Below are 14,152 nucleotides of genomic sequence, written 5' to 3'. Positions count from 1 at the left end.
CAAGCACGCTGTGTTCACTTGGGATGCCGACAACTTGTTGAGAGACGAATCGTTTCGAGCGCCATTTTCCATACGGGCTGGTGAATGGCGTTGTCCGGCAGATTGGGCCAATCTGCCCTACCGGCACTTACCAAGAATAGCCAGAACGTAGCCGGTGCCGTAGGCGTAGTGGTAGTCGTAAAGTGGATAGTCCCACCAGCTGCCGTTTTCCTCTTGCTTGGTAATCATCAGGGCGGCGAGTTTTTGTTTCCACGGGCCTTGATCTTTTTCGGGTAGCATGTGGATGCAATCAGCGGCGTAGTAGTGGCCGTAGAAATAGAAGTAGCCGGCGACCTGGGCGGGGGCTTCATGGGGGATCGGGCGTTTGCGACCCATGTCCAGCCAGCCGTTGCGTTCGAAAAGACGGTCGAGCCATGTCAGTAGGACCTCGTCCGTAACACTTTCATCTCCCAGTGCACGGCAAGCGGCATTGCATGCTTGGGAGCGTCCGAGCGATCCGGCGGGTCGATTGATTGGCACCCGTGGACGGTAGCGGTGGTCTCGTGAGTAAACGTAGGAAAAGTCACCTGTGCGCTGCAGCACCATTGCTGCCAGGCTGCGCTTCATCAGCACTGGCGGAAGCTCGAAACCCATGGTGGTGGCGGCGTCCTTCATGCCCAAGACCGCGGTGGCTGTGGTGAAGCTGGTTGGCATGCCGGAGGGTTTGGCGGTGTGGCCTTCAAAATCCAGATATCCCCAGCCGCCGTTGACGTCTTCGTAGCGGGCGAGTTTGGCAACTTGGATTTTTGCCTGACGCACGTACTCGGCACGCTTCGCTGGATCCTCGTGATGACGATAGAGTGAGGCGAGTGCGCGCAATCCGTAAGAGTGGGCCCAGATGTTGTAGGTGGCCATCGGGTTAATACTGCGCTGCAGCGGCAGGACGGATAGCAGCCAGGCTTCGCCTTTTTCGATAGCCGCGAGTGTGGCAGGTCTTTGATCGCCACATTCTAACAGACCGTGTAGTGCCAGTGCGGAGCTGGCGGTGTGAAAGGCCTGGTGGCCATCGGGCAAAGGAGCGAAAATGTTCAGCCCCTTGGTGCGGCGGGCACTGCCCCAGGAGCCGTTTTTGTTCTGGTGCTTGACCAGAAAATCCGCGCCTTTGTTGATCGCTTGCTCGATACTAACCTCGGCAGCGGCCGTCTTTGCCGGTGCGTCGCCGGCTGCCACTTCTGCAGGCTTCACCTCAGCAGTGGTAGAGGCAGTGAGAAGACAGAGGATGGTGATGACGGGACGCACGATGATTGTTTTTGGTGTGTGAAAAGCTCGGAATTTACTTCACGATCACTTGGCCGTTTTCGAGGCCTTTGGTGATGACGACTGTGTCGCTGTTAGAATTACCAATGCTGACTTCGCGGTTTTCTGTTTTACCATCGGCAAGTTTCAGTTTCACCGTGTAGCCACCTTCGTCGGTGCGAGTGAGGTAGTCGGCAGGCACGGTGATGGCATTGGCTTCCTTACCGGTGATCACGCGCACGGTGGCTTTCATGCCAGGAACAGCTGAAACGCTTTTCGCATCGTCGAGTGTGAGTGAGACGTGGTAGGTGCCATCGGTTTCAGGATAACCGCTGATTGAGTCGATGGTGACCGAATGGTTTTTATAGCGGTTCAGGTGAGTGATCGCCTGGCCTTTGTCGCCTTTCTTAAGAGCACTGAGATTAGCCTCTTGGATGAAGGCGGAAAGTGTCTGTGGCGTGTTCGCAGGAATGAAGGTGAGCAGTGGCAGGCTAGCTGGCAGTTTACCACCGATCTTGAGCACTTTCACAGCGGAAGCGGGGGTCCAGCGACCATCGTCCATGTCGCCGTAGTAAACGAGACCGTCAGCAGGTGCCTTGATGTCCATCATGGCGCGGTCGGCTTTCAGTTTGGCAAGCTTCTCCTCGGCATCGGTGTCGTCGATCTCAGCTTTGGCGACCTCAAGGCGTTTCAGTTCCAGTGCGCGTGGCAAGCTGACCTTGGCATCGGCATTCGATATCCGGCTGCTCTCGGCTGCGAGCTGGTAAGTTTTGAGTTTGCGTGGGATCTCAGTTTCGAGAGTCTTGGCGACATCGATCTTAGTGGCCTTCAGTGAAAACTCAGCGCGTTCCACGGAGTTGCGAGTGCGGATAAGGATGATCTCTTCGGTTTCCTCGGTCTTGTTATCCTCGGCATACATTTTCTCGAGCTGCTTCAGCTCTTCTTTTTGGAATGCGAGATTGAGCTCGGCGCTTTTGATGCTGCGTTTGGCGGATTCGATGCTGAGCGGCATGCCGATTTCGGTGTACCACTTCAGGTTTTCATCATTTTCCTTTTCAGCGCGGGCATAGTTCTCAAGTCCGCGCGGGGTGGTGATTTCCAATTGAGCCAATTCTTGTTTGGCTTTTGCCAAGTTGAGCCGATCGATGGTGCGCGATTTTTCCATCTTGGCGATGTATTCATCCAGCTTCTGGGTATCGATGCCGATCAGAGTATCGCCCTTCTTGACCATAGTGCCTTGGGGAACAAGAGAGGTCACGGTGAAATCGGTCCAGACCTCAGGATTGATGCTCACGGAAGTGGAGGCGGTCGGGAGGAAGACGCCACTGAGGGTGGTGACTTTCTTGAAGGGTTTTTCCGTGACGGAATATTCATCGGCGATGCTCAAACCAGCGAGCATGCTGGTGAGACAGAGGGTGGACAGTGCAGTGCGGATCATAGGATAGGTAGTCAAAGTGAAGCGTTGGTGAAAACAGGTGATATGGAAGCGGCTCCGAAGAGCTGGTTGTCTAATAATTTCTCTTCCGAGCGAGCCAAATGGTGTGAGTGCGACGTTTGTTGCCTTTGTGTGCTGCTGCCACGGCGTTTTCGCTGACATCGAATCCAGCCTTCTGGAGTGTTTTGGTGAATGCCTTGTCGCTGCGCGCGGACCATACGGCGAGGATGCCACCGCCTTTCAGCGCGTTCTGGATCTCGCGGAGGCCGTTGAGAGTGTAGAGGTTGTTGTTATTTTTGCCGTGGAAGGCGGAAGGGCCGTTGTCGACATCTAACAAAATGGCATGATACTCGCCGTTGGCCTGACGGATGACTTTCTGGACTGGTCCGAGCTTGATGGTGATCCGCTCGTCGTCGAGAAGCCCGGGGTTAAGGTGGGCGAGATGGGTTTGGTTCCAGTCGATGATGGCCTGAGTCAGCTCCGCGCAGACGAACTGGGCACGCTTTTTAGTCACCGAGCGGGTGGCTGCAGCAAGAGTGTATCCCATGCCGAGGCCACCGATGAGAAATTTGGGTTGGTTGACAGGACCAAATGGCGAACAAGCAAGCTCGGCGAGGGTTTCCTCGGAACCGTGGGAGAAACTGGTCATCAGCTGCTCACCGTTAGAGCATATCATGTAGGTGCCGTCGTGTTCAATAAGCTCCAGAGGTTCGCCCTCCGGAGTTTTGGTTTCGGCGATTTTAATGTAAGGCTTCATGAGAAAAATGAATGGTGCAGAGAAGTTAAACGATCTTTTGATTCGCTCTTGCGCTAGCTGCGTTTTGGGTGGTATAGGATAGTTATGTCAGACGATCAACAACAACCACCTGCTGATGCTCCGGCTCCAGCCACACCGCCACCAGCGCAAAATCCTGCACCTCAGGGTCAGATTCCCGGTGCGGATAAGAAGATTTTAGCCGGCGTACTGGGCATCGTTCTCGGTGGCTTTGGTGTTCACAAGTTCATTCTCGGATACAAAAACGAGGGCATCATCATGGCGGCGATCGGAGGCACCTGCTTCATCGGTAACTTTATCCCGTTCGTCGGCTGTGTAACTATGTTCGGCTCCATGGGTGTGGCGATCGTCGGTCTGATCGAAGGTATCATCTACCTGACCAAGTCCGATCAAGACTTCGTAAATACCTACATCACCAACAAGAAACCCTGGTTCTAACACCGGACTACATCGAATCATTTCACCAAAAAACCCCGTCGGATATCCGTCGGGGTTTTTTGTGTTATTAACCAGATCAGAAACAGATGATTACTTTGCTAAGAAGACTGGCACGTTTTCGGTTTCCCATTCCCAGCCAGGGAACTTTTTCAAATCCGCGACGTCTTGAGGCGAAAGTGGTCCCATGCTGAAGGGCGGCAACACCGGCTGACCAGATGAAGTGGTGCGGTAATCGACGCCTTTCTCCTCAAGCATGAGAACAAAACCGACTTTACCACCCGGGCGCTCTCCCAGAGTGATGGAGAGATCAAGAACCTGCCCCTTGCGAACTGTGAACCAATCTCCGTAGGTGAGAGGAGCGGTGCCGATCGGGCTGCGGTGGTTAGGGTGTTGAGTGGCATTGGCTCCTCGAACAGCTACCGTGTCCATGATATCTGACCAAGCGGCGACAAGACGGAACTTCTTGTTCACGGTGACGGACAAGTAGTCGTCACCAGCTCCAGCGAAGCGGAATGTGCCATTCTTGGGTGCAACGACCTGACCATGGTAGTGAGCAATCCAGCCGCTGGGTTTGACTTCTTTCTCAGCATTGAAGAACCGCGGTCCGTCGCTGGCATTGGAAAAGGGGATGGCGATGTAGCGAACATACAGCGGCTGCTTGGTGCGGAAATAGCGATCCAGACTAAGGTCGCTGTAACGACTGCGGTGGAGTCTGTTGATCCGATCCGTGAAATGCGCACGGTTCTGGATGTTATAGTCGGACAAAGCCTCTCCTTCCGGGCTTTGTTTGAAATCGTAGAGATGTCCAGTGATCGTTCCGTCCAGCTTGCTGGTGGATCCGAACCCGCCACCACTGCCTCCGGCCACTCCCCATCCGTCACCCCAGCCATCGCCGAAGTCGTCGCCATTTCCAAGTTCGAGAGACGGGCTGTCTACCACCGTGTCGGGCACAGGGATGGCAACAGGTGACGCGACATTGGCGGCAATCACCTTGGCCATGGAGGAAGATGGAGCGGATGGCTGGCGCTGAACCGCGCGGGCGATTTCGCGCTTTTCGATAATCTCCTTGTCTTGTTGGCCGGTCTGGTAGGAGACAATTTCAGGCGTGAAGCTTTCGATCTGAGGCAAGAGGATGTAAAGCAGCACAATACCAGCGAGCACCACCACCAAGATTGAAATCAAGATGCTGGAAATGGTGGAGTTTCGCTGCTGAGCGTGCAGACGTGCGATAGCTTCCGGTGATAGTTGAGCGTGAAGTGACATAGTGAGTGGTTGTTACAAGGCTGAATCAATCAGCCTCTATAGTAGCAACGCACCACGGTGCTTTTTTCTTAGATGGCCCGGAGACGAGGGCACAAAAAAGGCGAGGTGCAGGACCTCGCCTTTTGAGAAATAATGTGATCTGTTAGTTAGGAAATAGCAGCAATGCGGCGGCAGACTTCCTCAACATTTTCGCGGGTGTTGAATGATGAAATACGGAAGTATCCCTCACCAGCAGCACCGAAGCCAGCACCGGGGGTGATGACCACCTGGGCTTCTTCTAACATTTTGTCAAACATGTCCCAGGAGCTGACACCTTCCGGACACTGCACCCAGACGTAAGGTGCGTTCTCGCCGCCGAAGACGGTGAGTCCGAGGTCTTGGCAGGCTTTTCTGAGCAGGGCGGCATTGCCCATGTAGTGCTCGATGAGTGCGGAGACTTGAGCCTTTCCTTCAGGAGAGAAAACAGCGGCGGCACCGCGCTGGACGGGGTAGGACGCGCCATTGAACTTGGTGGCGTGACGGCGGTTCCAGAGGGAGTGCAGGCTGACGTCCTCACCGGTGGAGGCTTTGGCTGTTAGTGTCTTGGGGATCACGGTGTAGGCGCAGCGCACGCCAGTGAATCCGCCGTTCTTGGAGAAGGAGCGGAATTCGATGGCGCAGTCGTGGGCACCTTCGATTTCGAAGATGGAACGTGGCACGGAGGAGTCCTGAACGAAGGCTTCATAGGCGGCATCATAGAGGATGAGTGCGCCGTTGTTTTTGGCGTAGGCTACCCAGGCTTCCAGCTGCTCGCGGGTAGCGGTAGTGCCGGTAGGGTTGTTAGGGTAGCAGAGGTAGATTACGTCGACTTTTTCATCGGGGATCGCAGGGACAAAACCATTCTCGGCGGTGCAGGGGAGGTAGACGAGACCTTCGTAGGCTCCGTTTGCGTCAGCCTCACCGGTGTTGCCGGCCATGACGTTGGTATCTACGTAGACGGGGTAAACCGGATCGGTGATGGCGATCTTGTTGCCCTGACCAAAGATGTCGAGAATGTTGCCAGTGTCGCATTTCGATCCATCGGAGATGAAGACTTCGTCCGCGGCGATATTGAGTCCCTCGAACTGGTTTTCAACGATGGCTTCACGCAGGAAAGCGTAGCCCTGCTCGGGGCCGTAGCCGTGGAAGGTTTCAGCCACGCCTTGCTCATCGATAGCGGCGTGCATGGCTTCTCTAACAGCCAGTGGAAGTGGCTCTGTGACGTCACCGATACCGCAGCGGATCAGGCGGTCTTTTTTATCGGAGTTGGCATCGGTCCATGCATTGACACGGCGGGCGATTTCCGGGAACAGGTATCCGGCTTTGAGTTTGAGGAAGTTCTCGTTGATGTTCATGATGTTATAGGAAGTTGGTTTTTGAGATTGGGAAATTGGATGGGTGCGATCGCTGCAGCGATTAAGATTGGGTTTGGCTAGCCTTGCGGCGGGAGAGAATGATGATGGCTGTGACGATGGCGAGGAAGATCACCGCGACGACAGCGAAGCCTTTCATCAGTCGCTCGATCATAGGCTGGGTATCTGTCGGTGGAGCACCGGAGACCTCATGTTCCGGATCGGTTTTCAGCAGCAGGGTGTTGCCCTGGATTTCCACCGATGAGATACGGTTAAAGATCGGACCGACTTCTTTATCGTCTTTGAAAGGTAGCAGCAGGGTCTTTGAAATCTGTTGCATGAACTCCTCTGGCACGGAGCCACCGGCCTCAGGCTTGATGGTGGTGATGCGGGGAAAGACAGCTCCTTCGACCAGCTCCGGCTGGATCAAAATCGTGCCGTTGAGGTAACGGTAACTTTTATCCTTGGAGAGAATGTTAGACATCTTCGAGTTGATCGGATTGGAAATCTGCGCGGAGATTCCGTTATCGGTGATCTCGGTGACATGCAGGTTTCCACGATGCGGTTTGAGGATGTCAAAGGTAGCGATGGCGAGGTTCATTTCCTCGGCAGACAGAGTCATCTCACCCTTCTTCTGTGCCTCCATCTTGTGACGGAATGCGACCAGTTTACTCTTGAGAGCGACCTGATCAGTTTCCTTGCCCTGAAGGTCGGTTTGCTCAATCGTCTTTGGCTTTTCCGTCGTGAATCCCTCGATGGTACTCTCCACCCGGGTTCCGATCCAGAATGTGAAACCGATCATGCTCGCCGCGAGGACACCCGCGATGATGAAAATCGAGCATCCGGCAAATGGGGAGAATTGTCCTTTGTCCTTGGCCTTGGTTTGGCCTGGATCGGTTGAGGTGGTGTCGGACATGCACGCGAGGTAACTTTTTTCAGACTGAATTGACAGAATTTTTCAGGATTTATTGGTCACAATGTCATTTGGTATTTGGCCTTTGGTATTTCGAGTTTATGAATTCGGCGTGTCGAAAATTCTCGTAGGACTATCCGGTGGTGTTGATTCCGCCGTGGCCGCCGCCCTGCTTCTGGAGCAGGGGCATGAGGTCGCGGGCGGCTACATGAAAAACTGGATCAACGAGGACGGCATCGCCGGCGACTGTCCGTGGGAGCAAGATGTGGAAGACGCCCACGCGGTAGCCAAGACGCTGGGTATCGAATTTCGAGTCGTGGATTTGATCGATCAGTATCGTAACCGCATAGTCGACTACATGCTGAAAGGATATCGAGAAGGCATCACACCGAACCCTGACGTCTACTGTAACCGCGAGATGAAGTTTGGCGTATTTCTCGACTACGCTCTCTCGCAGGGATTCGAAGCAGTGGGCACTGGCCATTACGCGCGTCGCCGCGAGCGCTCGGATGGTAGCGCCGACATTCTCCGTGGCGCCGACCCGAATAAAGACCAAAGCTATTTCCTTGCCCTGATGGAGCAGAAGCAAGCCGTCCGCGCTCGTTTCCCCTGTGGTGAAATGCTGAAACCGCAAGTGCGAGAAGTCGCGGAAAGATTTAACCTCCCCGTGGCCGGTAAAAAAGACAGTCAGGGCATCTGTTTCATCGGCAACGTCAAGATGAGCGATTTCCTGCGTCACTATGTGCCGGACAGCCCGGGCGACATTGTCGATATCGATGGCAAGGTGCTGGGGAAACACAAAGGACTGCATCTCTACACCCTTGGCCAACGCAAGGGTCACGGTGTGGCATCGCCCAGAGACGGCATGGCCTATGTGGTAGTCGGTAAAAATGCCAAAGAAAACCAGCTGGTGGTCGGCTGGGACATGGAAAACACCCCTGGTCTCTACGTGCAGAAATGCACCGTCGGCACAGTCAGCTGGGTGAACAAAGCCATCACCGGTGTCTGTAAAGTCGAAGCCCAACCGCGCTATCGCTCGAAGAGTGAACCTGTTACCGTGACACCCACCGACGATGGAAAACTCGCCTTGGAATTCGTCCGTCCGCAGCGTGCTGTGACACCGGGCCAGATCTGTGCCTTCTACGAAGGTGGTACCTTGTTAGGTGGTGGCGTGTTTGAATCCGTGCAGTGATATAGCCGCTTGGTATTAATCAAGTGGAAGAATCACCACGTGGTGGTCTGTGATTTCCCAGCGACAATCGACTTTTTCGCAAATCAAATCCAGCGCCTCAGTAAGGCTGACCTCTTCGGCGTAGAGGTTGATAGTTTTATTTCCCACAGTGGATGCCGTTGCCTCCGTATTGAGCTGTTCGGAAAGCTCTTCATCCATTGAGCCTGAATCGATTCTTGGATGTCGAATGACGAAGCTGATACCGGAACTAGGGGCGGCAACATCAGGATCGAGCTCACGCGCACGCACTCGGAGAAAATCGATCGCCTCCTCAATGGAAACCTCCCTGAAATCAACGACGGGAATGATCACCTTGCTCAGTTTGTTGCGGACGAGCTGGGTGCGATCGGGAGCTTCGGAGCTGGCCTCGGGACTTGATGTGGGAGTGGAGGAGGCGCGATCGGTTTTCTCTTTTTTCTCACTCGCAGACGCGCGGTGGTCAGCCACCGTGATCTTCGCAGGCTCGCGAAGCATCAACCAAGCTGTGATTCCGGAGAAAGACAGCAGGAAGATGAGGAATGCATTTTGCACCGTCATACGCGTAATCATACGCCCATTTGGGTGTTAAAGTAGCAAGAATTTCAAACCTTTGGTGATTTGGGCGTTTGGTTTGGGTTAAATTAGTTTATGTTTGCGTAGTAATGAGCTCACAGGATGATGTTGCCGCCTACCTCGAATTCCAGAGAATCGAGCGTGATGCATCGGTGCGCACCTTGAGAAATTACAGCCACGCCCTGAATTCTTTCGAGGAATGGCGCGGTGATGCCTTCAAATCTTGGCGCGATTGCACCGCCGATGATTTCCGAGAATATCTTTTTGAACTGATGAAGCAGGAGCTGGCGCGCGCGACGATCCGGCTTCGGTTCGCTGCGCTGCGGTCATTTTACAAATTCCTAGTCCACCGCTGCGGTCTGGCTGCCAGTCCGCTGATGGAAATCCAGCTGCCGAAGCCGGAGCGGAAACTGCCGGTGGTGCTGACTCTCTCACAGATGGAGCAGCTGCTGGAAATACCGCTGAAAATGGAACCCGATCCCCGAGCACTGCCGTGGCAGGCCACGCGCGATGCCGCCATCCTCGAGCTATTTTACTCCAGTGGACTGCGGGTGTCCGAGCTGGTTGCACTCGATGTACGAGACGCGGACTTTCTATCCGAGACATTGCGCGTGTTCGGTAAAGGAAACAAGGAACGCATCGTGCCCATCGGCTCCCACGCCATGGCCGCGCTGCAGAAATACCGCCAGCAAGCCGCAGTGCATGATGGCCCGCTGTTCATCAATAAAAACAAGGACCCGTCCAAGCGGCGCCTCTCTGTCCGATCAGTGCAGATGCTGCTGAAAAAATACCTCGCCGCCACTGACATCGGCTTCGATGTCACGCCGCACAAACTCCGCCACACCTTTGCCACTCACATGTTAGATTACGGTGCGGATTTACGCAGTGTCCAGACGCTGTTAGGCCACGCCTCACTGTCCACCACCCAGATCTACACCCACGTCACCAAGGAGCGCATGCGCGAAGCTTACGACGCCGCACACCCGCGAGCGGATTAGTGTAGTCTGTTAGCTTCTTATAAACCAGAGAGGTCGATGTAGCCGAATCGAGCATGATTCCTTTTAAGCTCGGCGAGTGTCTGAGTGAGCGAGAGTGTGACCATCTTCTTGCCATCGAAGAAGGTGAATGCCGCTTCTGGCCGGTCACTGTATGCTACCATGAGGTGAGGGCGATTTTTGATCATCAAGACAGGCGCGAGTGATTGCCGCCGGGTGTGCAAGCAGTGGACCCGAAGCCTGGCGATTTCGGTGATGCCGCGCAGTTGCTCCGCGTTCAGCGATGGCTCGATGGCATCGACTCTTCGGTCACCTTTGAGCAAACCGACCCAGCCAATTTTCGGAAACGCTGCGGTCAGATCGTCGAGCTCCTTGATCTCAGCGGAAGGTTTTTGCTTGGGAAGAAAAGCTTCCTGCACAGCCGCTGACTGATTGTCTGTTAGCTCGATCTGCAGACTGCGCGGGAGTTTGGAAATGGGCAAAGGATTAGATATCGGACTTTTAGCCACAGAAACAGTTAGAAAATTAACGTAGTAACTCGAACGTGCCATCTTACGCTTGCGTGTGGACTTGGTTAGCATTTTCTTCGCCAGTTGTTCTTGGGAGGAGCTGTAATACCTACCGGTGGTGGGATTGTGATAGCGGAACTTACCCTCATTCCACGAAACTAACAGAATGTTATGAGGTCGGCCGATGTCACCAATCACACGCGCAGAAACATGAGATCCGCCGATCAGTGCAGGCCGAATTTTATCCGCAATGATCTGTTCGGTTTCCTGCAGAAGAACACTCTGGCGCGTGCCGCTGAGATACTTTTCATAGGGCTTTGCCTCGATCCCAAACAGCTCGAAGAACAGGGTCTTATCAAACGAAGTCCGGATCTTGAAATCTCCCTTCCGAAGTCCATAGACACGGGTGATGAATGATTTGGAAGCCGCAGACCCATCTGCAACGTTCACCCCGGTGACTCGCGTGAGTGTCGGCACGTTGGCATAAAACGCACAGCCTGGCCCAGTTTGCTTAGCTCCGGGCAATGCCTGTTCTTTCGCATGGGAGGTGCTCGAAATGCAGAGCAAAGCTAACGCAAGGCACATGATCGAGCGTGGAGGTTTGAGCGGCATAAGCTAGGTCATAGAGTGGAGATTAAGACCTTACAGCAAGGGATATCGGTGAGGCGACTGATCTGTGCAGGTGTAGATATTTCCCGCATCTGGCATCCGTAGTTGATCAGCCCTGCACGGTGCCGAAAATCCGATCACCGGCATCGCCTAAGCCGGGTAAAATATAGCCATGCTCGTTGAGTCGAGAGTCGAGAGCGGGGTAGTAGACAGGCACGTCAGAGTGGTCGGAGTTCAAGCGCTCAAGCCCTTCTGGCGCGGCGACCAGACAGGCAAAGCGCAGGTGCTTGGCTCCCCGTTTTTTAAGTTCCGAGATCGCAGCACTAGCAGAGCCACCAGTGGCGAGCATGGGATCAAGCACGATGATATCTGCGTCTGCAAGGTTGACTGGCGCATTGAAATAATAGCTCTCAGGGTCGAGAGTATTTTCATTCCTAGCCATACCGATGTGAGCCACTGATGATTCAGGGAGCAAACGAAGGAAGCCTTCTAACATTCCAAGGCCGGCACGTAAGATCGGAACCAAAATAATATCGCGCTCCAGTTTCCTGCCGGTGGTGATTTCGAGCGGCGTCTGAACCTGAGTAGGAAGAGTGAAGAGATTTGCGGTCACATCAGGAACCATCATCTGGGCGATCTCCTGAACGTAGGTTCGGAACTGGGAAGTGGGACAATCTTGCTGGCGAAGTCGCGCCATGCGATCGTCGATGACAGGATGCTGAATGTGGTAATTCACGATGAATGCAGAATGTCGTGAATGCTGCAGAGGATCAAGGTGGAATTCTGTGCAAGACCTTTGCCGGCGAAGCACGTATAGCTGTATTGATGAATAGCACCCACCAGCACTCCCGAAGACAGTTTCTCAAAAGCGCGAGTGTCTCTGCAATGGCCTGGATGGGAGCTGGGAAATTGTTTGGCGCTGAGAGCGACCAGCCATGGCTTACAGACTATGGGGTCTGCACATCCTACAAGAACTTCGCGATGCTCAAACAGCACGGATACGGCTACATCGAGGACAGCGTGGGTAGGTTGCTCAAACCAGACCGGCCCGACTCCGAGGTGGCCGATGACTTTGCCAAGATCCGCAATCAAAATATCCGCGTTCATGCCTGCAACAGTTTTATTCCAAAGACATTGAAATCAGTCGGTTCCAAGGCCAACCACGAAGCGGTCCTCAAGCATGCCGACATCACCTTCCAGCGTGCTAAACAGATCGGCATCAAGGGCATCGTCTTCGGCAGCTCCGGCTCACGAAGCATTCCGGATGGATTCGATCGGAAAACGGCCGAGGCCCAATTTGTCGCACTCCTGAAAAAAATGGCACCACTCGCGCAGGCACAGGGCGTAGAGGTCTGGCTGGAGCCACTCAGGAAAAAGGAAACCAATTTTATCAATACCCAGCTGGAAGGTGCTGCGATCATCGATCAGGTCGGCCATCCGTCTCTGGGCATGGTCTGCGATTTCTATCACGCGGCGTGCAATGGCGAAACGCCTGATGAAATCCTCAAAGCCGGAAAACACATCCGCCACTGCCACATCGCAGAAAAAGAAAAACGCACCGCTCCAGGGATGAAGGGCGATGATTTTACCCCATACTTGTCAGCTCTTAAGAAATCAGGCTACCGTGGAACCATGTCGATGGAGTGCGGTTGGAAAAACATGGAGAAACAGGCGACGGAAGTTCGGGAGTATCTGGAAAAACAAGCCACCAAAGCCTAAGGATCCCAACATGAAATTTTTACCGCTCGTTCTCTGCCCCCTTATTGGCTCTGCCACCGCCGAGATCCTCACCTACAACAACCGCCCTCAGGGATCGCAGGAAAAACCACTGCTGATGCGCACCTTCATGCCGGACCCAGGTCTGGGAGACACGGTGTTAGGTCGACATCACCACGGCTACAAATCACCCAAATACAATCCGAAGATAGGCAAGGATGTGAAAGGTGAATATCTGCCTGACACAGGCTTGCCCGCAGCGATCGGCGTCAATTATGGACCGCAGCTTTCCTACTGTTGGGACACCGTAGAGTGTCGATTGCTCTACGCGTGGAAGGATGGATTCTTGGATATGACACCCTACTGGGGCGATCCGCAGCGTGGCAACCGGGTCTCCTTCGGATATGTTCCAGAGCTGGTCGGCACGATGATCTATCAAGCCAGTGGCAAACACCCGCTGACGATCAATGGCACAAGCATTAGCGACATGGATCAACCGCTGAAGTTTCGGGGATACAGTATTGAAAAAAATCACTATCAATTCCTCTACCAAATCGGCGAGCACAGGATAGCAACTATGGTTAGTAAGGCCGCTGGCGAGATGGACGTGCAAGTGCAGTTCAAACTTCTGACCGACAGCGGGAAGCTTCAGTATCGCGATGACAAAAACAAAGTAGAAACCAAGACCATTTCACCCAAGGAAATCGAAGTAACCATCACCGGCACCAAGCTGAAAACCTACCGTGGTTCAGAAAACAAAAAGCTCCTCGCAAGTGGAGTCAATGCTGCCAGTGGCGAAAAAGTCTTCAAGGCGATGGGCTGCATCATGTGCCACTCGGTGGATGGATCTAAGAGCCATGGGCCCAGCTTGTTAGGTATCCATGGCAGCACACGTAAGATCAAAGGCGTCAATGTAATCGCCGATGATGCCTACATATTAGAATCCATCCGTGACCCGAACGCCAAGATTGTCAGCGGCTACCCGGAAAACTACATGCCGCCCTATCAGTTGGAGGACAAACAACGCGATGCCCTGTTGCTCTACATCAAGTCTCTGAACAAAAATTAACA

The 14,152-nt window shown here is 53.9% G+C and carries 14 protein-coding genes; 5 read left to right on the top strand and 9 right to left on the bottom strand.

The window, feature by feature from the left end:
- Positions 1–117 precede the first annotated feature (117 nt).
- The 3 genes from ACSPJT_RS11395 to ACSPJT_RS11385 all read right to left on the bottom strand — a co-directional run bounded on the left by ACSPJT_RS11395 (position 118) and on the right by ACSPJT_RS11385 (position 3,467).
- Entirely contained in the window at positions 118–1,278 is a 1,161-nt protein-coding gene (locus ACSPJT_RS11395; protein ID WP_435892678.1) for a hypothetical protein, read from the bottom strand.
- 34 nt (positions 1,279–1,312) lie between these two features.
- Positions 1,313–2,713: an efflux RND transporter periplasmic adaptor subunit gene (locus ACSPJT_RS11390; RefSeq protein WP_435892677.1), complete on the bottom strand. Its 1,401-nt coding sequence runs from the start codon at positions 2,711–2,713 to the stop codon at positions 1,313–1,315.
- 70 nt (positions 2,714–2,783) lie between these two features.
- A complete protein-coding gene (locus tag ACSPJT_RS11385; protein WP_435892676.1) occupies positions 2,784–3,467 on the bottom strand; it encodes an MnmC family methyltransferase in 684 nt (227 codons plus the stop codon).
- Positions 3,468–3,551: 84 nt separating this feature from the next.
- Here ACSPJT_RS11385 and ACSPJT_RS11380 point away from each other — a divergent pair, with 84 nt between their 5' ends.
- On the top strand, positions 3,552–3,923 hold the full coding sequence (locus ACSPJT_RS11380; RefSeq protein ID WP_435892675.1) for a TM2 domain-containing protein: 372 nt from the start codon (positions 3,552–3,554) through the stop codon (positions 3,921–3,923).
- Positions 3,924–4,013: 90 nt separating this feature from the next.
- Here the strand turns inward: ACSPJT_RS11380 and ACSPJT_RS11375 are convergent, their stop codons facing one another.
- From ACSPJT_RS11375 to ACSPJT_RS11365, 3 genes are all read right to left on the bottom strand, one after another.
- Positions 4,014–5,186, bottom strand: a complete 1,173-nt coding sequence (locus tag ACSPJT_RS11375; RefSeq protein ID WP_435892674.1) for a hypothetical protein — start codon at positions 5,184–5,186, stop codon at positions 4,014–4,016.
- A gap of 146 nt (positions 5,187–5,332) precedes the next feature.
- On the bottom strand, positions 5,333–6,559 hold the full coding sequence (locus tag ACSPJT_RS11370; RefSeq protein ID WP_435892673.1) for an LL-diaminopimelate aminotransferase: 1,227 nt from the start codon (positions 6,557–6,559) through the stop codon (positions 5,333–5,335).
- Between the two features lie 61 nt (positions 6,560–6,620).
- On the bottom strand, positions 6,621–7,472 hold the full coding sequence (locus tag ACSPJT_RS11365; RefSeq protein WP_435892672.1) for a hypothetical protein: 852 nt from the start codon (positions 7,470–7,472) through the stop codon (positions 6,621–6,623).
- 61 nt (positions 7,473–7,533) lie between these two features.
- Between ACSPJT_RS11365 and mnmA the strand changes: the two genes are divergently transcribed.
- Positions 7,534–8,661 (top strand): tRNA 2-thiouridine(34) synthase MnmA, encoded by a 1,128-nt coding sequence (mnmA, locus tag ACSPJT_RS11360; protein WP_435892671.1) that lies wholly within the window; start codon positions 7,534–7,536, stop codon positions 8,659–8,661.
- 15 nt (positions 8,662–8,676) lie between these two features.
- Here the strand turns inward: mnmA and ACSPJT_RS11355 are convergent, their stop codons facing one another.
- Positions 8,677–9,237 carry a hypothetical protein gene (locus ACSPJT_RS11355; RefSeq protein ID WP_435892670.1) on the bottom strand — a complete coding sequence of 187 codons (561 nt, stop codon included), beginning with the start codon at positions 9,235–9,237 and terminating at the stop codon, positions 8,677–8,679.
- 104 nt (positions 9,238–9,341) lie between these two features.
- On the opposite strand from ACSPJT_RS11355, the gene xerA reads away from it, so the two are divergent.
- On the top strand, positions 9,342–10,250 hold the full coding sequence (gene xerA, locus ACSPJT_RS11350; RefSeq protein WP_435892669.1) for a site-specific tyrosine recombinase/integron integrase: 909 nt from the start codon (positions 9,342–9,344) through the stop codon (positions 10,248–10,250).
- 17 nt (positions 10,251–10,267) lie between these two features.
- Here xerA and ACSPJT_RS11345 read toward each other — a convergent pair whose 3' ends face one another.
- A complete protein-coding gene (locus ACSPJT_RS11345) occupies positions 10,268–11,368 on the bottom strand; it encodes a hypothetical protein (protein ID WP_435892668.1) in 1,101 nt (366 codons plus the stop codon).
- 106 nt (positions 11,369–11,474) lie between these two features.
- Entirely contained in the window at positions 11,475–12,101 is a 627-nt protein-coding gene (gene upp / locus ACSPJT_RS11340; RefSeq protein ID WP_435892667.1) for a uracil phosphoribosyltransferase, read from the bottom strand.
- A gap of 5 nt (positions 12,102–12,106) precedes the next feature.
- Here upp and ACSPJT_RS11335 point away from each other — a divergent pair, with 5 nt between their 5' ends.
- Both ACSPJT_RS11335 and ACSPJT_RS11330 read left to right on the top strand, forming a co-directional pair.
- Complete coding sequence (locus ACSPJT_RS11335; RefSeq protein WP_435892666.1) at positions 12,107–13,084, top strand: sugar phosphate isomerase/epimerase family protein; 978 nt, start codon at positions 12,107–12,109, stop codon at positions 13,082–13,084.
- A gap of 10 nt (positions 13,085–13,094) precedes the next feature.
- Positions 13,095–14,150 carry a c-type cytochrome gene (locus ACSPJT_RS11330; protein WP_435892665.1) on the top strand — a complete coding sequence of 352 codons (1,056 nt, stop codon included), beginning with the start codon at positions 13,095–13,097 and terminating at the stop codon, positions 14,148–14,150.
- Positions 14,151–14,152 lie beyond the last annotated feature (2 nt).

It is taken from the genome of Oceaniferula spumae (assembly GCF_042849255.1).
GTDB classification, from domain to species: domain Bacteria; phylum Verrucomicrobiota; class Verrucomicrobiia; order Verrucomicrobiales; family Akkermansiaceae; genus Oceaniferula; species Oceaniferula spumae.
The sequence above is the reverse complement of the archived record's forward strand: the minus strand, read 5'-3'. Positions and strand labels throughout refer to the sequence as shown.